The sequence below is a fragment of the Prevotella sp. LCP21S3_D2 genome (genome assembly GCF_052118345.1).
In the GTDB taxonomy this organism is placed as follows: Bacteria; Bacteroidota; Bacteroidia; order Bacteroidales; family Bacteroidaceae; genus Prevotella.
Genome location: NZ_JBQKHJ010000012.1, coordinates 1 through 22,677, shown reverse-complemented (window position 1 = coordinate 22,677; position 22,677 = coordinate 1). Strand labels below are relative to the sequence as shown.

Genomic DNA, 22,677 nt, shown 5'->3' with positions numbered 1-22,677 from the left:
GTCGATAATGACCACAAATAAAAGGAGAAACAAAATATGGCATTAGTTAATGAACATTTCCTGAAGTTGGCCAACAACTACTTGTTTGCCGACATCGCAAAGAAGGTGAACGCCTACAAGATTGCACATCCAAAGCAGCGTGTAATCAGTCTGGGCATCGGTGACGTAACCCAGCCTCTCTGCCCTGCCGTCATCAAGGCAATGCACAAGGCTGTAGACGAGATGGCTGTGCAGGCTTCCTTCCGAGGCTACGGTCCGGAGCGAGGCTACGACTTCCTCCGCGAGGCTATCATCAAGAACGACTTCCTGCCCCGTGGCATTCATCTCGATGCCAACGAGGTCTTCGTAAACGATGGAGCCAAGAGCGATACGGGAAATATCCAGGAGATTTTGAGATGGGATAACAACATCGGCGTTACCGACCCGATTTATCCGGTTTATATAGATTCTAACGTGATGATAGGTAGAGCGGGAATCTTTGAGAATGGCAAGTGGAGTAACGTAACCTACATGCCTTGCGATGAAAGCGATGACTTCATCCCTCAGATTCCTGACCACCGTGTGGATATGATTTACCTCTGCTATCCAAACAACCCTACGGGTACGGTCATCTCGAAGGAAGAACTCAGAAAATGGGTAAACTACGCTATCAAGAACGAGAGCATCATCCTCTATGATGCAGCCTACGAGGCATATATCACCGACCCGGAAATTCCTCATTCTATCTACGAAATCCGCGGAGCCAGAAAGGTGGCAATAGAATTCCACAGCTATTCGAAGACTGCCGGTTTCACTGGCGTGCGCTGCGGTTACACCATCGTTCCAAAGGAACTGAAGGCAAAGACACTGGCCGGCGAGGAAGTGGCATTGAATCCTATCTGGGACCGCCGCCAGTGCACCAAGTTCAATGGTACCAGCTATATCAGCCAGCGTGCTGCCGAAGCCATCTATACCCCTGAGGGCAAGGAACAGGTGAAGGCAACCATCAACTACTATATGGAGAATGCCCACTTCATGAGAGCAGAACTCCAGAAACTCGGCTTGAGAGTATATGGCGGTGAGAATGCACCTTATCTCTGGGTGAAGACGCCAAACAATACACCTAGCTGGAAATTCTTCGAAGAGATGCTTTATGGTGCCAGCGTAGTCTGCACTCCAGGTGTCGGCTTCGGTCCATCGGGCGAAGGCTACATCCGACTCACCGCCTTCGGCGAGCATGAGGACTGCAAGGAAGCCATGGAGAGAATAGCCAAATGGCTGGGAAAATAAACATTCCAACAGATTATAAAAACATTGAAAATCAGAAATTTTAAATTATATAAGGTATGAGCAACTTAAGATTTGAAGCTGTTTCAGAGGCTTCCAAGAGAAAGCCTGTTGAGGTAACCGCTCCTAGCGAGCGACCAAGTGAATTCTTCGGAAAGAAGGTATTCAACCGACAGAAGATGTACAAGTATCTCCCTGCAGATGTCTATGAGAAACTGGTAGATGTCATCGACAACGGAGCTCGTCTCGACCGTAACATCGCCAACGCCGTAGCCAAAGGCATCAAGCAGTGGGCTGACGAGAATGGCGTAACACACTACACCCACTGGTTCCAGCCATTGACAGAAGGTACTGCAGAGAAGCACGATGCCTTCATCGAGCATGATGGCAAGGGTGGTATGATCGAAGAATTTTCAGGCAAGTTGCTCGTTCAGCAGGAGCCTGATGCTTCTTCTTTCCCATCTGGCGGTATCCGCTCAACCTTCGAGGCTCGCGGTTATTCTGCATGGGATCCAACATCTCCTGTATTTATCATCGATGATACACTCTGTATCCCTACTGTCTTCATTTCTTACACAGGTGAGGCACTCGACTATAAAGCTCCATTGCTCCGTTCATTGCACGCTGTAAACGTAGCAGCAACAGAGGTTTGCCACTACTTCAACCCAGATGTCAAGAAAGTTATTTCCAATCTCGGTTGGGAGCAGGAGTACTTCCTGGTAGATGAAAGCTTGTATGCAGCACGTCCTGACCTGATGCTGACAGGCCGCACCCTGATGGGTCACGATTCTGCAAAGAACCAGCAGATGGACGACCACTACTTCGGCGCCATTCCTGAGCGTGTTCAGGCATTCATGAAGGATTTGGAAATCCAGGCTCTTGAACTCGGTATTCCTTGCAAGACCCGTCACAACGAGGTAGCACCAAACCAGTTTGAGTTGGCACCTATCTTCGAGGAGACCAACCTTGCCGTTGACCACAACATGCTCTTGATGAGCTTGATGAAGAAGGTGGCTCGCCATCACGGTTTCCGCGTACTTCTCCATGAGAAGCCATTCGCAGGCATCAACGGTTCCGGTAAGCACAACAACTGGAGTCTCGCTACAGATACCGGCATCCTGCTTCATGGCCCTGGCAAGACACCAGAGGACAACCTCCGTTTCGTAGTCTTCATCACAGAGACTTTGATGGGTGTATACAAGCACAACGGTTTGCTCAAGGCTTCTATCATGAGCGCAACCAATGCGCATCGCCTGGGCGCCAACGAGGCACCTCCAGCAATCATCTCTTCATTCCTCGGCAAGCAGTTGACCGACCTTCTCGAGCACATTGAGAAAGCCGACAAGAAGGATCTCTTCACCGTAGCAGGCAAACAGGGCATGAAGTTGGATATCCCTGAGATTCCTGAGTTGATGATTGATAACACCGACCGTAACCGTACATCACCATTCGCCTTCACCGGTAACCGTTTCGAGTTCCGTGCCGTAGGTTCTGAGGCTAACTGTGCATCAGCAATGATTGTATTGAATACAGCCGTAGCCGAGGCTTTGACCGACTTCAAGAAGCGTGTGGATGAGTTGATTTCCAAGGGTGAGGACAAGACATCTGCCATCATCGATATCGTTCGTCAGGATTTGAAGACCTGCAAGCCTATCCGTTTCGACGGTAATGGTTACTCAGATGAATGGGTAGAGGAAGCTGCCAAGCGTGGTCTGGACTGCGAGAAGAGCTGTCCAAAGATTTTCGAGCGTTATCTCGACCCTGCATCTATCAAGATGTTCGAGGATATGGGCGTCATGAAGAAGAACGAGTTGGAAGCCCGTAACGAGGTGAAATGGGAGACCTACACCAAGAAGATTCAGATTGAGGCTCGTGTAATGGGCGATTTGAGCATGAACCACATCATCCCAGTGGCTACTCACTATCAGAGTCAGTTGGCTAAGAATGTGGAGAACATGATTGACATCTTCGGTGACGAGGAAGGCAAGAAGTTGACTGCCCGCAACATCAATATCATCAAGAAGATTGCCGAGCGCACTCAGATCATCGAGACAGGTGTTGAGGAGTTGGTAAATGCCCGCAAGGTAGCCAACAAGATTGAGAATGAGCACGATAAGGCAATTGCTTATCATGACACGGTAGCTCCAAAGATGGAGGAGATCCGTTATCAGATTGACAAGTTGGAGTTGACAGTAGCCGATGAGCTCTGGACCTTGCCTAAGTATCGTGAGCTTCTCTTCATCCGCTAATCAGCAATGTCTTCAAAATAGATAAGACATATTTCTGACAGATAAAAAACAAAGCTCTAACAAGAGCTACTCTTCATCAGATATAACAATTGAACGATCAATCTATTTCTTTTATTGGTTGTTTAAGTTTGCAGGCTGCATCATTGTGAAATGGTGTAGCCTTTTTATTTTCAGATAGTTACATAAAGTAAAACCACATTCAAAACAGCCTCAACAAAGCATTGAGTACCTAAAGTAGTACCTAAACTGCATAAAAAACCCCACCTTATAGCAAGATGGGTTAAATAACATTGCTGTGCAAATGCACTATCAGTGGGGTTTCTGGTGCAAAGGTTGCAAATTTATCTGGAAAGCAAAGAAATTTAATGTTAAAAACATAGAAAGCACTGTACAAAATATCCTTGCTTTTTATCGAAAAAGCACAAGAAAAGCCCAAAAATATCAATATAGGTTTAATAAATTAACACTCTTTAGGGTTCAATTCAAGAAATAGCCAGGATTTGGGATTATTTTATGGTTCTTCAAGCAAAAATTATACACCTTAAACGACAAGCATAACCGCCTTTAACGAAAGAATTCGATACTCCCGTTTTGATATATCAAGTGGATACACAGCAGCTGTACTACGCATGCACATCAATTGTTGTACATGCGCATATCAGCTGTTATGCGAGCGCACAACAGCTGTTGTGCGGGGTACGATACTAACTGTTCCAGAAACATATACTATATTTTCTGACAACTTCTTATATGATAATCAATAACTTTTATTCGTTAGTACTACAGACTGAAACGTTTGCACTAACCATACCACAACTATGCTATTTTTCATCTGCCATACTCATATTCCCGGCAGAATCTTTCTTTTTCTCATAATTTGTGAGTACTTTTGCAGAAGATTTACAGGAGGAATTTTCAATTACAGGCAAGACGAATCTACAAACATAAATAAGAGAGAGGGGAAAAAGAAAGGTTGCTTTATATCACGCTTTCCATACTTCACTGCCTATCATGGCAGGATATGGATTTTTGGGACTGACTTATGGCATTTATATGCATGAGTTGGGCTTCAACTTTCTGTACCCTATGCTGCTCGCCATTACCGTTTATGCCGGCAGTGCAGAGTTCTTGCTGAGCAACATGCTGCTGGGCAGCTTCCATCCCCTACAAGCCCTCCTGATGGTATTGATGGTGAATGCACGACATCTGTTTTATGGGCTCTCGATGCTCGAAAAATATAAAGGATTGGGATGGAAGAAATTCTTCCTTATCTTCGGCATGTCGGGCTAGACCTTTGCCCTGGCTAGTACTTCCAAGATTCCGGAAGGAACCGACAGAGGATGATACCTGCTCTGGATTACCTGGCTCGATGAAACCTATTGGGTTATTGGGGCAACGCTGGGCGGCCTCATCGGTCCGTTTCTATCCTTCGACCTCAAAGGATTCCTTGGCGCAGGTGGCAGCCGTAGCCTTCACCATCCTCATCCACGTATGGAAAAGGAATATGATGTGGTCGATAGCAGCAGGCACCCTCTGCTATATGCTGCTCAACAGCCAATTTTATACATTTTTCCAACCCATTTTCAGGCCATTACTTACACTTTTCCAACTTTTTGATGATATAATTAATCAGAACAGCCTCTCTGCAAGAGTATGCAGAAAGGCTCAACATTTTATAGGAACATTACAATACTTCTAATTCATTTCTCTTCATAATGAGGGGATAACGTTCTGGATGTTTCAAACTATCAATTTCCAAATCCACATCAAGTTTGGGCCATTCTATAGCATTTTTACCACTCATTCTTACCTCAAGGGCATCAGAGATGCATGCATGTTTCATCCAAGGTATCCTATTATAAGATATAAAATAATCATTACCTTTTACAGAAAGCATAATGCCCTTATCATTAATCATCAAGACGCTTACCTGTGTGTCTTGCGAATTTGATTTTAAAATCGTCTCCATTTTCTTTAAGTATTTTTTCGATGAAACTTAATTCTTTACTACTAAAGCCAAAATTTTCTGCTAACTCAATATCTGGTTCCAACCAGTACTTAGCCTCATTTTCCGCTTTTACGACATGAATATGCATTCGTAATTCCTCATTGGAGTAAATCTTAAACACAAAACCATTTATTTCTTTAAACTTTGGACTCATAATTATCTTTCTTTTAAGATATTCTCACTTCCGTCAGCAAAGATAAACAAATAATCTGATAGTACTATCATTCATTAAGATATTTACACCTTTTTATATGGCAGGCACCCTTTGCTATATGCTCCTCATCAGAATCTGATTATACATATTTCTCCATCAACACAAAGGTGATGAATCCCAGGAGAAGAGCGTAAGTGGCTTGCTTCTGAAAACCATGGGCATGGGTTTCAGGAATCATCTCGTCGCTCGTTACATAAAGCATGGCACCACCGGCAAAACCCAGCATCACGGGGAGGAAGGTGGTAGAGGCTGAGCCCAAACCGAAACCCAACAGAATGCCTACCACTTCGAGCAGGGCGATGAAAATGGAAATGAAGAAGGTGCGGACTGCTGTAACACCAGCCAACATCAAGGGAGCAATAATCACCATACCCTCTGGGATGTTCTGCAGGGCGATACCGAAGGATACCCCCCACTCCGTTGCTCCCTCTGCCGAACAGACACTCACTCCAGCCGCCATGCCTTCGGGCAGTTTGTGCAGGGCTATCGCCATCACGAAGAGCATCACATGACTGAGCCTGACATTGTTGCGATGCTCCTCGGGGTCTAGGCCCGTGATGTGATGAAGATGGGGAGTTACCCAATCTAGCACATTCAGGAACAGGGCTCCTGCCATCACGCCGATTACTACCAGCCACCAAAGACTGGTCTGTTCGAAGGCTGGCACTATCAGTCCCAACGTGGAAGCTGCCAGCATGATTCCGGCACAATATCCCAACACAGCATCATTCCATTTATGGGGCAACTCCTTGACGAAGAATCCCAAAATGGCACCTATAATCGTGGCACCGCAAAGCCCGGCAGCACTAATCAATACGTTTGTCATAATCAATAAAATATATCGAAGTTATTCAGTTATTACTAATTATGTTTTGTTATGGTGAAATTGGTGTTCTCCAATTTCATATCATCATTCCTATTTCAACTTCTTATAACCGTAAGATGCGTTATTACCCAACTGCTCTTCGATGCGGATAAGCTGGTTGTACTTAGCCATACGGTCAGTACGACTCATAGAACCTGTCTTAATCTGACCAGAGTTGGTTGCTACGGCAATATCAGCAATTGTAGTATCCTCGGTTTCACCAGAACGATGGGAAGTAACGGTGGTGTAACCATGGCGATGAGCCATCTCGATAGCATCCAGTGTCTCGGTGAGAGAACCAATCTGGTTCACCTTGATGAGGATAGAGTTGGCAGCACCCATCTTGATACCCTTCTCCAGGAACTTCACGTTAGTAACAAAGAGGTCGTCACCTACCAACTGGCAACGGTCGCCGATGGCAGCGGTCAACTTCACCCAGTTGTCCCAATCGTTCTCATCAAGACCATCCTCAATAGAATCGATAGGATATTTGGTAATCAGCTCCTCCAGGAACTTGATCTGCTCGGCAGCAGTCAGTTTCTTACCATTAGGATCCTTCTTCTTGCCATCCTTCAACTGGCGGTAATCGTAGAACCACTCACCATTCTCCTGAACGGCAAACTCGCTGGCAGCACAGTCCATGGCTATCTTCACATCCTTTCCTGGCTCATAACCGGCATCCTTGATAGCCTGGCAGATGCAGTCGAGCGCATCCTCAATACCATTGAGTGCAGGAGCGAAACCGCCCTCATCACCTACGGCAGTAGAAAGTCCACGGCTCTTCAGGAGCTTAGCCAAAGCATGGAACACCTCAGCACCCATACGGATAGCCTCCTTCTCTGAAGGAGCACCCACAGGACGGATCATAAATTCCTGGAAAGCGATAGGCGCATCAGAATGAGCACCACCATTGATGATGTTCATCATAGGAACAGGAAGAGTGTAAGTATTGCAACCGCCGATGTAGCGATACAATGGGATATGGAGATACTCAGCAGCAGCATGAGCCACAGCCAGAGAAACACCGAGGATGGCATTGGCACCCAGGTTTGACTTGGTCTTGGTGCCGTCCAGTTCCAACATTTTATAATCTATGGCACGCTGCTCTAAGGCAGAAAAGCCAGCCAAAGCAGGCGCAATCACCAGATTCACGTTCTCCACAGCCTTCAAGACACCCTTGCCGCCATAGCGGTTCTTGTCGCCATCACGAAGTTCCAGCGCCTCGTTCTCACCAGTGGATGCACCAGAAGGAACCGATGCACGACCTACGACACCTGACTTCAAAGAAACTTCAACCTCTACAGTAGGGTTGCCACGAGAATCCAAGATTTCTCTTGCATGAACATTTTCGATAATCATAATACTATAATACTTTTAATTACATTAAACATTTTTTCCGAGTGCAAATTTAGGTATTATCTGATAAACCACCAAATTTCGGACATCATCAAAACTAGGTATTTGCCAAGAAAAACCTACTTATAAGTATGCAGTAAATCACCATTTATCACTTCCCCATCACTTTCCCGATTATCTCCTCGAAATCTTCCTTCTGCATGGCGCCCATCTGCATAGTGGGATTGCCCTTCATCGGGATGAAGAGGAAGGTAGGGATGCTACGGATGCCGAAGACGGAAGCCAGTTCTGGCTCCTGATCAATATCCACCTTATAGAAATCAACCTTGCCGGCATATTTCCCGGCAAGAGATTCTACCATGGGAGCCATCATCTTGCAAGGTCCACACCAGGTGGCATAGAAATCGATAATGGCAGGACGGGAGCCTGCAAACACCCACTCATCGGGATGAGACTCGTAATCCATAATCTTCTTCCTGAAATCGGAAGCTGTAAGCACCTGCACCTTTCCAACAGAAGCAGACTGATTACTACTGCCAGCTACTGACTGACCAACCTTCTCTGCCTTACTCTCAGACTCAACACGAGAAGGCAGCCCCTTTGAGATGCCTTCCTGTTTCTTGTTGTTTTGCGAACATCCCATAAAGGCTAAAGCCATCATGGCATATAAACAAACATTTTTCTTCATCTAATCATTCTTTAAAATTAATAAGCCAAATCGATTGCAACAGGATATACTCGACATGGGTCGAAGTATTCCGCACAACTATTCACCATTGCCTGCAAATCAGCCTTGGCAATACCGTGGAATACCTGCTTGCCATTTACCATGATGGTTACAGGCTCATTGAGGTTAACCAACTGGTCGTTGAGATAAACCCTCAGCCTTCCACCTGTTGCTACAGAATAGCTGCGGTTGAACTTCAGATCAATGCCCCACTGCTTATCCTTCAAGATAGTGGTATAATCCACATTGCTCACCTTGATGGAAACCACGTTCTTGTCGATATCCATCTCGTAGTAAGTTCTCTGCTCTGATGGACGAGCCAGCACCTGCAGGTTGTAGAAACCGGAACGATGTCTTCCATCCATCTCGAAATCCTCCCAAAGTACGGTCTTAGGATATGGATTGCGAACAAACTGCTTGAGCCAAGGAGTAGTCAGACCATAAGTGATGTGATGCTGCATACCCGGCAAGAGCTGGATGCGATGGCGGAAGATTGGAGTCTTATCTACTGACAATGGGCGAGCCAACTGCGCAGAATCGAATGCCACCTGGGTGTACCAGGTCAGGTCGTTGCGATAGAAACCGGTATCATCAGCACCCGTGAGGAACGAGAAACCGATGTTGGCACAGTTTTCCACAGGCGCATTCTTCAGAGGTTCACCACCAGCCATCGGACCCGCTGCAGCCCAATAGTCGGCATAGAAGGAAGCGAGACGCTGACTTCCATATCCACCTTCACTGATGCCGAATACATAGAGACGGTTGGCATCCACCTCACCCTTTACCAGGTTCTGGCGAATCAGTTTTTCGAAAGCATACTGCTTAGAGAGATGCCACCAGCGATAATATTCACCCTCGTTAGGAATCTGAGGAATGAAATAGATGGAAGGAGAATCCTGGAAGCTAAGACCGAGCTTGATGCCATTTGACCACTCATGGTCCTTAGGTCCCGATCCGTGAACATACAGGAAGAGAGGGAACTTACCGTCAGCAGCCATTCCCTTCTTACCATAATAATAAGGCATCACGGCATTAGGCTCCAGGCACTGAGGCAGATTCCAGGAGCTGTTTTTTTCCAACTTCAAATCTTCAGGCTCGATGAGTTTCTCTTCCTGCAGGTTCTTGTTGGCATCACACCATGCTGTCCAGACCATCTTCTGGTAGCTGGCGATATCCTTGCCGTCAATAGCGGCATGGAGTTTGGTGTCAAGAGGTGTGTTTTTAGCGAATTCTGCCTTACCGTCTTTCTCCAATGCTTTCTGTTGCGCTTTGAGCGACTGCAGGAAGTAGGCATTCACCTTTTTCTGCAATCCCTGTGACTGCGCCATAGTCTGGGTTGAGTAGCTTAGTGAGGCAAGCGCCATCACCATGTAAATCATTTTTTTCATTTCGTACATTGATATATATAATTACTAGATTTTTCCGATTACCAGATTTTTACTAGTCTTTCAAGGAATAGGTAACCGTAGTCACCACTCTCACCTTTTTAATATAAGGTGTATTCGAATCCCTGTCTTCTATAGAGAACTGTCCCTGGTCGGCATTCATGATCTTATCAATCTTGCTCTTGCTGTTTTCGGCAAACTGTGAAGCAGTCTTCTCTGCATTCTCTATTGCCTCCTGCATCATCTTAGGTTTCATCTGTCGGAAAGCAACATATTCATACTTCACCGGATTCTCGTAGCCACCATCCACGATAGCGACGCCCTTCTGGAGCAGGTCACCCTGACGGGCGATGATGCCGCGAACCAGTTTCACGTTATGCGAAGTAACGGTGATAATCGACGTGATGTTATAACGGTACCCCTGGCGGTTTTCTCCATATCGCTCAGCATTGAGGTCGATGACCACAGGCGCATTGACATTAATTTCACTTGCCTTCACACCATTTGCCAGCAGGAACTGACGGATGGTACTGGTGGTAGCGTTGATTTTTTGATAGAGTTCAGGCAGGTCATTGCCTATTTCCTTGGAAACGATAGGCCATGTCACCTTATCAGCCTCAACTTCCTTTTCTGCCAATCCTTTCACCACCACTTTGCGGTCTTTGGCAATCACACTTTCAAGTCCAGACTTGACACAAAATCCAAGCACGATAATGCCTATGGCTAAGATCACTGCTTGCTTGATACCCGTATTGACATTCATAATAAGTCCTCCATTTATTAAGTTTGAAATGCTTACGAGGACAAAGATAAGCAAAAAGATGATAGCAGCCATCTTTTTTAATCTTTTTTATGTTCTAATCTTAACCAGGCAAGAAAGATATGTTAAATCTTCTATACAAACGATACAACCTATTGATTTTTTCACTATCTTTATCCCGTTAAAATGATGTATAACCTTTAAAAACATAACATCATGAAGATAGGTATTCCAAAAGAAATCAAGAATAATGAGAATCGTGTAGGAATGACTCCTGCTGGTGTAGCTGAATTCATTCGACATGGACACGAAGTGATGGTGCAGCATACCGCTGGTGAGAACAGTGGCTTTGCTGATGAAGAGTATGAGAAGGTAGGAGCCAGGATCCTGCCCGACATCCAGAGTGTGTATCGCGAGGCTGAGATGATTATCAAGGTGAAGGAACCTATCGCCGAGGAATATCCACTCATCCATCAGGATCAGCTTGTTTTTACTTATTTCCATTTTGCCTGCGACAGAGAGCTCACCGATGCCATGATCAAGAGTGGTGCTGTCTGCCTGGCTTACGAGACGGTAGAAACCGACAACCATCATCTGCCACTGCTCATTCCGATGAGTGAGGTAGCAGGAAGAATGGCGATTATCAATGGTGCCTACTATCTGCAGAAGACCAAGGGCGGCAAGGGTAAGCTGATCAGCGGTGTGCCGGGCGTGAACCGTGCGAAGGTTCTCGTTCTAGGCGGTGGAACCGTGGGAGAAGCTGCAGCAAGAATGGCAACAGGATTAGGCGCTGATGTGTGGATTACCGATATCAGTCTGCCTCGTCTTCGCCAGTTGGAGATGGAATTGCCGATCAATGCGCACACCCTCTACTCCAATGAGCACAACATCCGAAAAGAACTTTCAGATGTAGACATCGTGGTGGGCAGCGTACTCGTTCCGGGAGACAAAGCTCCACACCTGATTACCAGAGACATGCTGAAGTTGATGGAACCTGGCACCGTACTGGTGGATGTGGCTATCGACCAGGGAGGATGCTTCGAGACCTCTCATCCAACCACCCATTCCGATCCGACATTCATGGTAGATGGCATTGTGCATTATGCCGTAGCCAACATTCCGGGAGCCGTGCCTCATACCTCAACCATCGCCTTGACCAATGCCACCCTGAAGTATGCCCTCGCTCTTGCCGACAAGGGATGGCGAAAGGCGTGCAAGGAAGACAAGGCTTTGTATCGGGGATTGAACATCGTGAATGGCAAGGTAGTATTCAAGGCGGTTGCCGATGTCTTCGGATTGGAATACGAAGAGATGGTATTATAGGAGATCGCATTATAAATTCATGAAACATAACTTTTAAGCCCTTCGATTCCGTTGGGTTTAAAAGTTATGATGTTTTTTGTGTGCCTTTCCAATGATAAAGATAGACTCGTGGGCAGCGATTCTGCAAGGGAATATTCAAAAATTTAAAAACATATTAATAATAAATGGATTACAACATGATTGGGACCGCATGGTCGTTACTGCCTCCCATCGTCGCCATCGCTCTGGCGCTGAAGACGAAGGAGGTCTATTCTTCTCTTTTTATCGGTATGATTCTGGGTGCCGTTCAATATTGTATTTCGATGGGAACAGGATTCGACGGATTCCTCGTTCACCTGACCAACCACACTGTAGGTGAAGGCGATGATGCCAAGACATACGGTTTGATACATTGCCTTTCCGACCCATGGAATGTAGGCATTCTGGTATTCCTGGTGGTATTGGGCAGCATCGTTTCACTGATGAACAAGGCGGGTGGTTCTGCGGCTTTCGGCCGATGGGCTTCCAAGCACGTAAAGTCGAAGATTGGTGTGCAGATTGCCACCATTCTGCTCGGTATTCTGATATTCATCGATGATTACTTCAACTGCCTTACCGTAGGTTCTGTGATGCGCCCTATCGCAGTGCGCAACGGCGTAACCAAGGAGAAACTTGCCTATCTCATCGACTCCACAGCAGCTCCTGTCTGCATCATCTCCCCAATCTCCAGTTGGGCAGCAGCAGTATCGGGCTTCGTATCGGGAGGCGAGAACGGACTGGCACTTTTCTGCAAGGCGATACCTTATAATTTCTACGCATTCTTCACCATCCTCTTTATGTTTGGCATCGTGATCTTGGGCTTCGACTTCAAGGCGATGAGCAAATATGACGCAAGACTCAAAGAATGGTATGAACGCACCAACGGAGGAAAGCTCGACGAGGTGAGCGATACCAAGCTACAGATCGTGGAGCATGGTGTGGGAGCGAAGCAGGAAGAATCATCCAAGAGCAAAGGCTCTGTGAGCGATCTTGTGATTCCAATCATTATGTTGATTATCTTCTGCATGGCAGGTATGGTATATTCGGGAGGTTTCTTTGATGCCAACAATGCCAACTATATGAATTTCGTAGATTCCTTTGCAGGCAGCAATGCCTCTATAGGTCTAGTGATTGGTTCATTGGCAGCCCTGATTCTAACTATCGTGATGTTTACAGCTCGCAAGACCTTACCATTCGATGAAGCGATGAGTAGTCTGATCAAGGGCTTCGAGGCGATGGTACCAGCCATTCTGATTCTTACCCTGGCATGGACCCTGAAGAGCATGACCGACTCCTTGGGTGCAGCAGAATATGTATCTAGCGTAGTGGCAAGCAGCGCTTCTGAACTCCAGATGCTCCTGCCAGCCATCATCTTCCTAGTTGCTGCCTTCCTGGCTTTCGCCACAGGTACATCCTGGGGAACCTTCGGTATCCTGATACCTATCTGTATCGCAGTATTCCCAGGGGCCGACCCTTTGCGCATCATTTCCATCTCTGCCTGCATGGCAGGTGCTGTCTGTGGCGACCATATCTCACCTATCAGCGATACCACCATCATGGCGAGTGCAGGAGCCGAGTGCAAGCATGTGCATCATGTTTCATCTCAGTTGCCTTATGCCTTGACTGTAGCTACCGTCAGCTTCCTGACATTCATCGTGGCAGGTTTCACCCATACGCTGGGAATGGTAACCAGTGCCATCATCTCGTGGATCTTCGGTGTTGCCATGCTCGGTTTTGCTTTATTTTATTTAAATAAGCGCCAAAAAGTTAAATAGTTCTTAATTTATTTGAATATTGAAAATATTTTTAATATCTTTGCATAAAAAGTTGCACTCGGCAATTTGAAAGCAAGCTTTCATTGCGCTCGTTTGCATTTTCTTTGCAAAAGAATTTAATAAAGAACATATTAATATTATAAAAGTAGACATTATGAAGGAATTGAAAGGTACAAAGACAGAGAAGAACCTCCAGGAGGCATTCGCTGGTGAGTCACAGGCTCGTAACAAATACACATATTTTGCAAGTAAGGCTAAGAAGGACGGTTATGTTCAGATAGCCAACATCTTTGAGGAGACAGCTGCCAACGAGAAGGAGCACGCTAAGTTGTGGTTCAAGTACCTGGAGGGCGGTGCTATCCAGGATACAGAGAAGAACCTGGAGGCTGCTGCCAATGGTGAGCACGATGAGTGGACAGAAATGTATCCACGCATGGCAAAGGAAGCTCACGAGGAAGGCTTCGAGGAGATTGCTGCCAAGTTTGAGATGGTGGCTGAAATCGAGAAGCACCACGAGGAGCGTTATCGCAAGCTCTTGAAGAACGTGCAGGACAAGCTCGTCTTCTCTCGCGACGGCGACTGCATCTGGCAGTGCTCTAACTGCGGTCATATCATAGTAGGCAAGCAGGCTCCAGAGGTTTGTCCAGTCTGCAACCACCCACAAAGCTACTTCCAGATTGAGGCTCAGAACTACTAAGATTCTATTACAGGAAATTGAACGATAGGATAGGATTATAACATAGAACCTATCATATAGAAGACTTCCTATAGAACCAGATAAAAATCCCCTGATGCAATAAGATATGCATCAGGGGATTTTCTTTTTTACCACTGGTTGATATCGGCTTTTGCCTCTATCTTTTTCTCGATGTTATCAGAAAGTTTGGAGAAGAAGTCGTAGCCGGTGATACGCTCCACCTCATCTACCGAGTTGACGAAGTCCTTTTTCTGCAAGCCGGTAGCTCCCTGGTTGCGACAGATAAAACCGATGGCTTGCGGATTCTTGCCAGTTCGGAGGATTACCTTGAAGAAAGCATCAGGCACCACCACCTTGTTCTTACCCAGTTTGCGATGCTGCTTATTCAGGAATATCGGACCGCATACGATATATACCTTACCGTATTTCTTTGCCCAGGTACGACACTGCTGTTCGATACTATTCCAGACACCCGCATTCAAGGCATGGGTCTGGGGACACATATTGGTCATCAGGAAACACTCGTCCATAGCCTTCTGATTCCACTTGTTATCGCCAGCCGGACAGAGATGACCCCTATCATAACCGCTGTTGTAGTAATCTGCCTTCATTCCCTTAGGTGATGGCATATCCATATCATCCTCAAAGTCGCCACGCTTCAACTTTCCTGAAGCATGAGCGCGGGTCAATGACCATGCCACCCAATTAGGCTGACGGGTATCGTGATTATATGATACGGTATAGGCAAAACGCTTTCTGATGGTTTGCGATACCTTTTTCTTGGAAACAGGGATTTCTATCCCCGGTGCATCCTCCTGTGCTGCCGGCAACATAGAGGATGACAAGCCCAAAGTAGAGAGCAGAGCGATGATGCCAAGCAGCAGCCATCCTCTCAATTTCTTATTGAATTGAATCATCTTTAATTCTATATGAAGAGATTATTATGTATTTATCCTATTCTGCTGGATTAATCTTTTCCAACATGATTTCTATCAGTCTCGGAACCCCATAGTCTTCTATCTCACTTTCCTTGATCCAGATGTAATCATCTGGGAGTTGAGGACGGCAGTCAGTTTCCAGGAGATAGAAGTCGGCAAGAAGGATGCGATGAGTCAGAACGTGCTTGACATCTTTAGCCAATAATATCGGATTCTTCACGAAAGAAGGAAGTTCCTTGACATCCGAAATATTATAAGGCTCCCATAATCCCTGCCAGATATCCCCTTCGCCACGTCGATGGATGGCTATCATCGGTTCTGGAATTTCAGAACCATCCGCCACCGAAGATTTACACCTTATATATATATAGGAGAGATGGCGGGTTTTCACCTTCACGGTCTTGTTCTTGACAGGCAGTTCCTCTACCCTGCCACTACGCAAAGCCTCGCAGGTTTCGGCAAGCGGACAGAGCAGGCACTTCGGAGACTGGGGAGTGCATTGAATCGCACCGAAATCCATCATTCCCTGATTATAGGATGCCGCATCGGATGCAGGCAAGAGCGATTGCGCCAGAGCAGCAAACTCTTTTTTCCCCTGGGTTGAATTGATGGGAGTATCAATACCGAAGTATCGGGAAAGCACCCGATAGACATTGCCATCAACCACAGCTGCCGGAATATCGAAAGCGAAAGAGCCGATGGCAGCAGCGGTATAATCGCCTACTCCCTTCAGGGATTTGATGCCGTCAAGGGTGTTGGGGAAAGAACCGAGAGCCACAATCTGCTTGGCAGCAGCATGAAGATTGCGGGCACGGGAATAATACCCCAAACCCTGCCAGAGTTTCAAGACATCATCCTCGCTGGCTGCAGCCAGGTCTTCTACCTTGGGATAGGTTTGCATGAACCGTTCCCAATATTCCCAACCTTGGACTATGCGGGTTTGCTGAAGGATGATTTCGCTCAGCCAGATGGCATAAGGGTCGCGGGTTTCACGCCAAGGCAAATCCCTGCCGTTTTCACGAAACCAACGGAATATTTCTGTTGAAAAAAAAGAGTTATTGATCATTATTATGCTTTTGCCCTTTCAGGGCGTTACTTTCTTGCTTCGGTCCTTTTAGCGGATTACAAATCCGCAATAGTTACCCATACGGCGGCGGATTGCAAATCCGCCGAAACAGTAACTATTCATAAAGTTCAAATCTCAATGTTCAAAGTAATTACTGTTCCGGATATTGCTCATAAATTTTCAGACCGAATTCATTGGCAAGCGCATAGGCATGTTCCATGATATCGGCGAGGATATGCTCGTAATTGACCCAAACCTTATCCTTGATGAAGAAATAGAATTCGATAGGAAGACCACACTGGGTAGCTTCCATGTGACGAACCATCAAGGTAAGTTCCGTATTCACCTCAGGGCGCTGACGCAGATATTTCTCCATAAACCTGCGATAAAGCTGAAGATTGGTTGGAGCCAGGGCAGCAGGATTCTTCAGATCCTCTATATCCTTTCCCGCCTCTATATCCTTTTCTATCACCTTCTGAAGAGATTCCTTCAACTTAAAGGAATCCTCTGTGGCGAAATGCTTGGCAAGCAAGGTATGCTTCAAAGTCTCATCTACCAACCGGATGCTGCGGAAATCGAAATAAACAATTCGCTTTACTCTTCTTCCCCCACTCTTCTGCATACCAATCCAGTTCTGGAACGAACCATTCACCAGGGTAGCTGGCGAAATGGTAACGATGGTATTATCGAAATTACGCACCTTTACGGTAGTAAGCGACATATCCTCCACAATACCATTGGCATCCACCGACTTCACGGTAATCCAGTCGCCCTTGTGCAGCATATCATTACTGGTGAGTCGCACACCGGCAGCCAGACCGAGGATGGTATCCTTGAATACCAACATCAAAACAGCAGAAGTAGCACCCAAGCCGGCAAACAAGGTCATCGGACTCTTACCCAGCAAAATAGCAACCACAACCACTCCAGCCACAAAGAGCATCAACACTCGAAGTACGCCGCAGACGGTATGGAAATACTGCTGAGCCGAAGAACGGCGCTCATCCCCATTCTCCAATCCTTTGAAAGAACCGATGAAAACCAAAGCCGTACGTACCGACATCACTACGATATAGATACCCGTAGCACGCTCCAGAATCTCCTTGAATATCGGATATTCCAGATAGATAAGCGGCATGAGCGACCAGATAACTACGGCGGGAACGATATGGCAGGCAGAAGTAAGCACCTTCTTGTTGAAAAGCACATCATCCCAAGACGCCTCCGTCTTCTCCGTTATCTTGGATATCAACGGAACCAATATCTTCCGACATAGGAAATCGCTCAGCATCGCCAGCAAGAAAGCGGTGACGGTAAGCAAAATATGACGAAGCATAGGCACATAATCACCTGTGACACCGGCCCATGTTATCATTTCATCTACAAACTTACGAATTTCTTCCATAAACTATTAAGTCTTAACTAAATTACGGTTGACAGAGCAAGGTACAAACCTTATCTGCAAAATTACGGGCATTATTGCCATGCATGATACCATTATTAATAATGGCAAAGCAAAGTTCATGACCATTGGCAGCCTTGCAATATCCAGCCAGTGAGATGATACCCGTCAAAGTACCGGTCTTTGCCCTTACATTACCATGAGTAAAACTATTCTTCATTCGCCTCTTCAACGTGCCATCCACTCCCCCGATAGGCAGTGACTGCATCAAATGCTCCTTGATATTATCATTCTTATAAGCATAACGCAGCAATTTTACCTCCAGTTCGGCACTCAGATAATTATACAAAGACAACCCGGAACCATCAGCCAATTTATAACGGGACGGATCGAGTCCAATTTTTCTAATCAACTGTCGTTCCACATTTCTGGCACTCTTGGCACTGGCTGACCGGTTGCCGGTAGAGGCAGCTATCTGATAGTACATACTCTCGGCATAGAGATTATCACTGTCTTTCATCATCTTATGCAGCACCTGATCCATTGTATGGAAACGGGTACAGATGGTAAAAGCATTAGCCGGACAAGGTTTTATGGTAGAATACATCCCTTCGTAGAGAATACCTACATCCTCCAGTTTTGCCAGAAATCTATCCATAAAGATGTCCTTACGGGAGAATACCAAAGGCGACAACACCGGATTGTCATCATCCCAGCACCATCCTTCGCCCAACAGAGTAGCATCCTTCATAGAACGGTCTGCATAAATACTGCCACGGATGGTGTCGATGCCCATCTCCTTCAACCCATTGGCAAAGGCTGCCATATCATCGCTGTTAAAACGGGGATCCATGCCACCGATACAATAAACATCGCCGGTTAAGACTCCATTTTCTATGGTTCCAGTATACTTGAGAGTCGTCTTAAACTGGTAAGAACCGCCCAATTTATCCAATGCCGTAATAGCAGTCAGGAGCTTCATTGTACTAGCCGGGCGCATCAGCTGTCGCTCATTTCTCTTGTAGATACAGGAATCGGCCTCCAGGTCCCATACCATCAATCCCACCTGCGATGTCTCGAACATCTTACTCTCCAGGAGTTTGTCCAGACCAACCTGAACCGAGACAGGCCAAGGCAACTTCTGGGTATCAGTAGCCAGGGAGTCAATCAAGGTAGAATCAGCCAATTCTGTCTCGTCCTGCGATTCTACCACCTCGTCATCATTCACATCTTGAGCCTGCATTGGCAATGCAACAACCATCGCCATCATCAGGCTCAACATCATATATTTAATCTTTTCCATCACAATTGAATTCTTCACTCTTCGTTCCTCATTCTTCACTTCTTTGTCGTTTCTTAATTTCTTTCTCAAAAGCCTCTTCATTATCAGGCTGAACGGCCACCATGTTCTTATGACCATATTCTATCACTACACACCTGTCCAGTCCCATAAAAGTCTTCACCGGATGCACATCTATGATGTCGCAGACCGGTACATTCTTGTTGGACGAGAACCTTCCTTCGTTGATGATCAGATACTCCATCTCATAATCCCGGTCGATAGGTTTTACCTTCTTAAAGGTATAAGTAGTATTCAGAATACGCTCTATCATGCCCACGATGACAATGGCCAGGAAGATGCCGATAATCGCCATCTTCACCCAGAAGAAATAGCCAGCCAAAAATGCAAAGACAGCCACCCCCAAACGGGCTGTCAATGTAAAGCGTTTATGAAAAGTTCTATCTGCCATATCTTGTTAATATTTGTCATTTTGATAGTCTTAAAGACCATATTACCATAAATTTCGGTGCAAAATTACAAAAAATCCGTCTCTTTTTACTCATTATTAAAGAGAAATTAGTACTTTTGCAAACAATTAAGCATTATTAGAATAAACTCACATGGTTTATAAGTATGATTTTCTGATTATCGGCTCAGGAGTTGCCGGTATGAGTTACGCCCTGAAAGTAGCCAGAGCGCATAAAGGTAAAGTGTGCATGATCTGCAAAACCTCTCTCGATGAGGCGAACACTTCATTTGCACAAGGTGGTGTTGCGTCAGTTACCAACCTGGAAGTAGATAACTTCGACAAGCACATACAAGATACGATGATTGCTGGTGACTATATCAGCGATTATAAGGCAGTGAAGCAGGTTGTCACCATGGCACCGGAGCAGATCAAGGAGCTCGTGGAATGGGGTGTCAACTTCGACAAGCAGCAGGACGGCAAGTTCGATCTTCATCGTGAGGGCGGACATAGCGAGTTCCGCATTCTTCATCATGCAGATGATACGGGTGCTGAAATCCAGCGCGGTCTGATGGAGGCTGTACGCAACTGCCCAGACATTGATATCAAGGAAAATCATTTTGCAGTAGAGATTATCACCCAGCACCACTTGGGTGCCCGTGTTACTCGCCGTACACCTTATATTAACTGTTACGGAGCCTACGTTCTGAATCCTGAAACCCAGAAGGTGGATACCTATCTGAGCAAGGTTACCGTGATGTGTACCGGTGGATGTGGTGCTGTTTATCAGACTACCACCAACCCTGTCATTGCTACCGGCGATGGTGAGGCGATGGTTTACCGTGCCAAGGGTACCGTAGCCGATATGGAGTTCGTACAGTTCCACCCTACAGCTCTCTATCATCCAGGAGAGACTCATCCTGCCTTCCTCATCACCGAGGCTATGCGTGGATATGGTGGCATCTTGCGTTTGCCTAACGGCGAGAGCTTCATGGAGAAATATGACAAGCGATTGAGCCTGGCTCCTCGCGACATCGTGGCACGTGCCATCGATAAGGAGATGAAGATTCACGGTCTGGATCATGTCTGCCTGGATGTTACCCATAAGAATCCTGAGGAGACCAAGCATCACTTCCCAAATATCTACGCCAAGTGTCTCAGCATCGGCATCGATATCACCAAGGATTATATCCCAGTTCGTCCAGCAGCTCACTACATGTGTGGTGGTATCAAGGTAGATTTGAACGGCTGTTCAAGCATCAACCGCCTCTATGCCTTGGGCGAGTGCTCCTGCACCGGTCTGCATGGTGGCAACCGTCTTGCCAGCAACTCTCTCATCGAAGCTGTGGTATATGCCGAGACTGCTGCCAAGCACAGTCTGGAGCATGTGGATGAATACGACTTCAACGAGAAGGTTCCTGCCTGGAACGACGAGGGTACCCTGACCAACGAGGAGAAGGTATTGATTACCCAGAGCGTCAAGGAGGTGGGCGAATGTATGAGCAACTACGTGGGCATCGTGCGCAGCGACCTTCGCCTGAAGCGTGCCTGGGACCGCCTCGACCTTCTTTACGAAGAGACCGAGAATCTCTTCAAGCGTGTCAAGGTGAGCAAGGAGCTCTGCGAGCTCCGCAACATGATCAATGTAGGTTACCTCATCACCCGTATGGCTATCGAGCGCAAGGAGAGCCGTGGTCTTCACTATACCATCGACTACCCTGTTCACGCTTACGACAAGAAATAAAGTTTTTTCAAGCTACCATATAAAGCCGCCAGGATATTCTCACACGATATCCTAGCGGCTTTTTCTTTGCTTATATGAAAGCTCAAATCCTTAATGACTTTGATGACTACACTTTTGCTGCCCCTCAAAAAGTAGACACAGAAAGGTGGAAAACTGATGGAAAATGATTACCTTTGCAAGCAGATAGAGTTGTGTGCCCTTACGTTCGGGCTACGCCCTCTCTACAGGGCACACAACTTGCCGAAGCACGGTTATCTTATCGTCAAGTATTCACCAGAAAGGAAACTTTTTATGGCAAAGCATTTAAATCCATTGGAAAAGGAGTTCTTGATTCGTAAGTTCAAGGGAAACTCCAAAGTTAAGCTCGGTGATTTCTGCAGGGCAAACAATGTCTCGGAAACTTCTTTTAAGAAGTGGCTGAAGCAATATGAAGAAGCAGGCATAGAGGGGTTGGCTCGTGCTGATGCTGAGATTGGGAACATACTTCCTGAGGGCATTGACAAAACCAAGGAGGGGTATAAGCGAGAAATCCTACGCTTGCGTATTGAGAATGAACGGCTCAAAAAAAAATATCTGGTGAGGCAGAACGAGGATGGGCAAACGGAGTATGTTCGTTTTAAAATGAAGAGTTCAAAATAGTGGACATGCTATCGCACGAGTATCCTGTCAAGGATATCTGCAAGATGATGGGAGTAAGTCGGTCGGGGTATTACAAGTGGCTTAGAAGAGAGCCTTCATCCCGTGAGATCAATCGTGAGTTCATGGTGGGTGTGGTTGAGGACATACACTCGGAACACCCTACACATGGCTACAGGTGGGTGGCGGCGTACATAAGAATCAATTTACAGTTGAGTATCAGCGACAATTTCTCTTATAAATGCTTCCAATATCTTGGTATTCAGTCACAAACGAGACACAAGATACATTACAAACCACGTAAGGTAAAGGATAAGTACCCCAACCTCATTTATTCCACGTGGGACACGGTAGACAGACCTCGACAAGTTATCGTCTCTGACATGACAGTCATCAAATACTCTTGGTTCTTCTTTGAGTTGACCATGTATTTCGATGTCTTTACGAAAGAAATCCTAACGTGGCATGTGGCTGAGAGACGTGGACATAGAGACCAGTAC

The 22,677-nt window shown here is 46.2% G+C and carries 22 protein-coding genes; 10 read left to right on the top strand and 12 right to left on the bottom strand.

From position 1 onward, the window contains the following. The first annotated feature begins 36 nt into the window (after positions 1-36). The 4 genes from ACTQ16_RS09310 (at position 37) to ACTQ16_RS09295 (ending at position 5,214) form a co-directional block, all read left to right on the top strand. Positions 37-1,269: an LL-diaminopimelate aminotransferase gene (locus tag ACTQ16_RS09310; RefSeq protein WP_441937131.1), complete on the top strand. Its 1,233-nt coding sequence runs from the start codon at positions 37-39 to the stop codon at positions 1,267-1,269. Positions 1,270-1,325: 56 nt separating this feature from the next. Further along, positions 1,326-3,515: a glutamine synthetase III family protein gene (locus ACTQ16_RS09305; protein ID WP_441937129.1), complete on the top strand. Its 2,190-nt coding sequence runs from the start codon at positions 1,326-1,328 to the stop codon at positions 3,513-3,515. Positions 3,516-4,526: 1,011 nt separating this feature from the next. Next, positions 4,527-4,805: an AzlC family ABC transporter permease gene (locus ACTQ16_RS09300; RefSeq protein WP_441937125.1), complete on the top strand. Its 279-nt coding sequence runs from the start codon at positions 4,527-4,529 to the stop codon at positions 4,803-4,805. After that, on the top strand, positions 4,711-5,214 hold the full coding sequence (locus tag ACTQ16_RS09295) for an AzlD domain-containing protein (RefSeq protein WP_441937123.1): 504 nt from the start codon (positions 4,711-4,713) through the stop codon (positions 5,212-5,214). The genes ACTQ16_RS09300 and ACTQ16_RS09295 overlap by 95 nt, the downstream gene beginning before the upstream one ends. Here the strand turns inward: ACTQ16_RS09295 and ACTQ16_RS09290 are convergent. The 7 genes from ACTQ16_RS09290 to ACTQ16_RS09260 form a co-directional block, all read right to left on the bottom strand. Next, entirely contained in the window at positions 5,200-5,484 is a 285-nt protein-coding gene (locus ACTQ16_RS09290) for a DUF2442 domain-containing protein (RefSeq protein WP_228113194.1), read from the bottom strand. The genes ACTQ16_RS09295 and ACTQ16_RS09290 overlap by 15 nt on opposite strands. Then, on the bottom strand, positions 5,426-5,677 hold the full coding sequence (locus tag ACTQ16_RS09285; protein WP_117693517.1) for a DUF4160 domain-containing protein: 252 nt from the start codon (positions 5,675-5,677) through the stop codon (positions 5,426-5,428). The genes ACTQ16_RS09290 and ACTQ16_RS09285 overlap by 59 nt, the downstream gene beginning before the upstream one ends. Positions 5,678-5,816: 139 nt before the next feature. Continuing rightward, complete coding sequence (locus tag ACTQ16_RS09280; protein ID WP_294968919.1) at positions 5,817-6,563, bottom strand: ZIP family metal transporter; 747 nt, start codon at positions 6,561-6,563, stop codon at positions 5,817-5,819. A gap of 90 nt (positions 6,564-6,653) precedes the next feature. After that, on the bottom strand, positions 6,654-7,961 hold the full coding sequence (eno, locus tag ACTQ16_RS09275) for a phosphopyruvate hydratase (protein WP_441937121.1): 1,308 nt from the start codon (positions 7,959-7,961) through the stop codon (positions 6,654-6,656). Between the two features lie 148 nt (positions 7,962-8,109). Then, positions 8,110-8,646, bottom strand: a complete 537-nt coding sequence (trxA, locus tag ACTQ16_RS09270; RefSeq protein ID WP_441937120.1) for a thioredoxin — start codon at positions 8,644-8,646, stop codon at positions 8,110-8,112. Between the two features lie 17 nt (positions 8,647-8,663). Next, positions 8,664-10,073 carry a hypothetical protein gene (locus ACTQ16_RS09265; protein ID WP_441933873.1) on the bottom strand — a complete coding sequence of 470 codons (1,410 nt, stop codon included), beginning with the start codon at positions 10,071-10,073 and terminating at the stop codon, positions 8,664-8,666. 52 nt (positions 10,074-10,125) lie between these two features. After that, the gene (locus tag ACTQ16_RS09260) at positions 10,126-10,833 is read right to left on the bottom strand and encodes an SIMPL domain-containing protein (RefSeq protein WP_441933875.1); all 708 of its coding nucleotides are present in this window, start codon (positions 10,831-10,833) and stop codon (positions 10,126-10,128) included. 213 nt (positions 10,834-11,046) lie between these two features. On the opposite strand from ACTQ16_RS09260, the gene ald reads away from it, so the two are divergent. The 3 genes from ald to rbr all read left to right on the top strand — a co-directional run bounded on the left by ald (position 11,047) and on the right by rbr (position 14,643). Next, positions 11,047-12,153 (top strand): alanine dehydrogenase, encoded by a 1,107-nt coding sequence (ald, locus tag ACTQ16_RS09255; protein ID WP_349226753.1) that lies wholly within the window; start codon positions 11,047-11,049, stop codon positions 12,151-12,153. A 164-nt stretch (positions 12,154-12,317) separates the two neighbouring features. Further along, positions 12,318-13,946 (top strand): Na+/H+ antiporter NhaC family protein, encoded by a 1,629-nt coding sequence (locus ACTQ16_RS09250; protein WP_441937118.1) that lies wholly within the window; start codon positions 12,318-12,320, stop codon positions 13,944-13,946. A gap of 154 nt (positions 13,947-14,100) precedes the next feature. Further along, positions 14,101-14,643: a rubrerythrin gene (rbr, locus tag ACTQ16_RS09245; protein WP_441937116.1), complete on the top strand. Its 543-nt coding sequence runs from the start codon at positions 14,101-14,103 to the stop codon at positions 14,641-14,643. A gap of 128 nt (positions 14,644-14,771) precedes the next feature. On the opposite strand, the gene ACTQ16_RS09240 is transcribed toward rbr, so the two are convergent. From ACTQ16_RS09240 to ACTQ16_RS09220, 5 genes are all read right to left on the bottom strand, one after another. Beyond that, on the bottom strand, positions 14,772-15,560 hold the full coding sequence (locus tag ACTQ16_RS09240) for a DNA/RNA non-specific endonuclease (RefSeq protein WP_441937115.1): 789 nt from the start codon (positions 15,558-15,560) through the stop codon (positions 14,772-14,774). Between the two features lie 37 nt (positions 15,561-15,597). Next, a complete protein-coding gene (gene mutY / locus ACTQ16_RS09235) occupies positions 15,598-16,647 on the bottom strand; it encodes an A/G-specific adenine glycosylase (protein WP_441937113.1) in 1,050 nt (349 codons plus the stop codon). A 151-nt stretch (positions 16,648-16,798) separates the two neighbouring features. Continuing rightward, complete coding sequence (locus ACTQ16_RS09230) at positions 16,799-18,052, bottom strand: mechanosensitive ion channel family protein (RefSeq protein ID WP_441937111.1); 1,254 nt, start codon at positions 18,050-18,052, stop codon at positions 16,799-16,801. 22 nt (positions 18,053-18,074) lie between these two features. Beyond that, positions 18,075-19,352: a D-alanyl-D-alanine carboxypeptidase/D-alanyl-D-alanine endopeptidase gene (dacB, locus tag ACTQ16_RS09225; RefSeq protein WP_441937199.1), complete on the bottom strand. Its 1,278-nt coding sequence runs from the start codon at positions 19,350-19,352 to the stop codon at positions 18,075-18,077. A 28-nt stretch (positions 19,353-19,380) separates the two neighbouring features. Then, positions 19,381-19,800: a PH domain-containing protein gene (locus ACTQ16_RS09220; RefSeq protein ID WP_441937109.1), complete on the bottom strand. Its 420-nt coding sequence runs from the start codon at positions 19,798-19,800 to the stop codon at positions 19,381-19,383. Between the two features lie 151 nt (positions 19,801-19,951). Here ACTQ16_RS09220 and nadB point away from each other — a divergent pair, with 151 nt between their 5' ends. The 3 genes from nadB to ACTQ16_RS09205 form a co-directional block, all read left to right on the top strand. Beyond that, on the top strand, positions 19,952-21,541 hold the full coding sequence (nadB, locus tag ACTQ16_RS09215) for an L-aspartate oxidase (protein WP_294968885.1): 1,590 nt from the start codon (positions 19,952-19,954) through the stop codon (positions 21,539-21,541). Between the two features lie 291 nt (positions 21,542-21,832). Then, a complete protein-coding gene (locus tag ACTQ16_RS09210) occupies positions 21,833-22,180 on the top strand; it encodes a helix-turn-helix domain-containing protein (RefSeq protein WP_441937107.1) in 348 nt (115 codons plus the stop codon). Next, positions 22,180-22,677, top strand: a 498-nt coding sequence (locus tag ACTQ16_RS09205; RefSeq protein WP_441937105.1) for a hypothetical protein, incomplete at its 3' end; no start/stop codon positions are given. The genes ACTQ16_RS09210 and ACTQ16_RS09205, both read left to right, overlap by 1 nt.

Bases quoted from the DNA above. Each gene is read 5' to 3' on its own strand.
- ACTQ16_RS09310 (WP_441937131.1), top strand. From the start codon at position 37: ATGGCATTAGTTAATGAACATTTCCTGAAGTTGGCCAACAACTACTTG.
- ACTQ16_RS09305 (WP_441937129.1), top strand. From the start codon at position 1,326: ATGAGCAACTTAAGATTTGAAGCTGTTTCAGAGGCTTCCAAGAGAAAG.
- ACTQ16_RS09300 (WP_441937125.1), top strand. From the start codon at position 4,527: ATGGCAGGATATGGATTTTTGGGACTGACTTATGGCATTTATATGCAT.
- ACTQ16_RS09295 (WP_441937123.1), top strand. From the start codon at position 4,711: ATGCACGACATCTGTTTTATGGGCTCTCGATGCTCGAAAAATATAAAG.
- ACTQ16_RS09290 (WP_228113194.1), bottom strand. From the start codon at position 5,484: ATGGAGACGATTTTAAAATCAAATTCGCAAGACACACAGGTAAGCGTC.
- ACTQ16_RS09285 (WP_117693517.1), bottom strand. From the start codon at position 5,677: ATGAGTCCAAAGTTTAAAGAAATAAATGGTTTTGTGTTTAAGATTTAC.
- ACTQ16_RS09280 (WP_294968919.1), bottom strand. From the start codon at position 6,563: ATGACAAACGTATTGATTAGTGCTGCCGGGCTTTGCGGTGCCACGATT.
- eno (WP_441937121.1), bottom strand. From the start codon at position 7,961: ATGATTATCGAAAATGTTCATGCAAGAGAAATCTTGGATTCTCGTGGC.
- trxA (WP_441937120.1), bottom strand. From the start codon at position 8,646: ATGAAGAAAAATGTTTGTTTATATGCCATGATGGCTTTAGCCTTTATG.
- ACTQ16_RS09265 (WP_441933873.1), bottom strand. From the start codon at position 10,073: ATGAAAAAAATGATTTACATGGTGATGGCGCTTGCCTCACTAAGCTAC.
- ACTQ16_RS09260 (WP_441933875.1), bottom strand. From the start codon at position 10,833: ATGAATGTCAATACGGGTATCAAGCAAGCAGTGATCTTAGCCATAGGC.
- ald (WP_349226753.1), top strand. From the start codon at position 11,047: ATGAAGATAGGTATTCCAAAAGAAATCAAGAATAATGAGAATCGTGTA.
- ACTQ16_RS09250 (WP_441937118.1), top strand. From the start codon at position 12,318: ATGGATTACAACATGATTGGGACCGCATGGTCGTTACTGCCTCCCATC.
- rbr (WP_441937116.1), top strand. From the start codon at position 14,101: ATGAAGGAATTGAAAGGTACAAAGACAGAGAAGAACCTCCAGGAGGCA.
- ACTQ16_RS09240 (WP_441937115.1), bottom strand. From the start codon at position 15,560: ATGATTCAATTCAATAAGAAATTGAGAGGATGGCTGCTGCTTGGCATC.
- mutY (WP_441937113.1), bottom strand. From the start codon at position 16,647: ATGATCAATAACTCTTTTTTTTCAACAGAAATATTCCGTTGGTTTCGT.
- ACTQ16_RS09230 (WP_441937111.1), bottom strand. From the start codon at position 18,052: ATGGAAGAAATTCGTAAGTTTGTAGATGAAATGATAACATGGGCCGGT.
- dacB (WP_441937199.1), bottom strand. From the start codon at position 19,352: ATGGAAAAGATTAAATATATGATGTTGAGCCTGATGATGGCGATGGTT.
- ACTQ16_RS09220 (WP_441937109.1), bottom strand. From the start codon at position 19,800: ATGGCAGATAGAACTTTTCATAAACGCTTTACATTGACAGCCCGTTTG.
- nadB (WP_294968885.1), top strand. From the start codon at position 19,952: ATGGTTTATAAGTATGATTTTCTGATTATCGGCTCAGGAGTTGCCGGT.
- ACTQ16_RS09210 (WP_441937107.1), top strand. From the start codon at position 21,833: ATGGCAAAGCATTTAAATCCATTGGAAAAGGAGTTCTTGATTCGTAAG.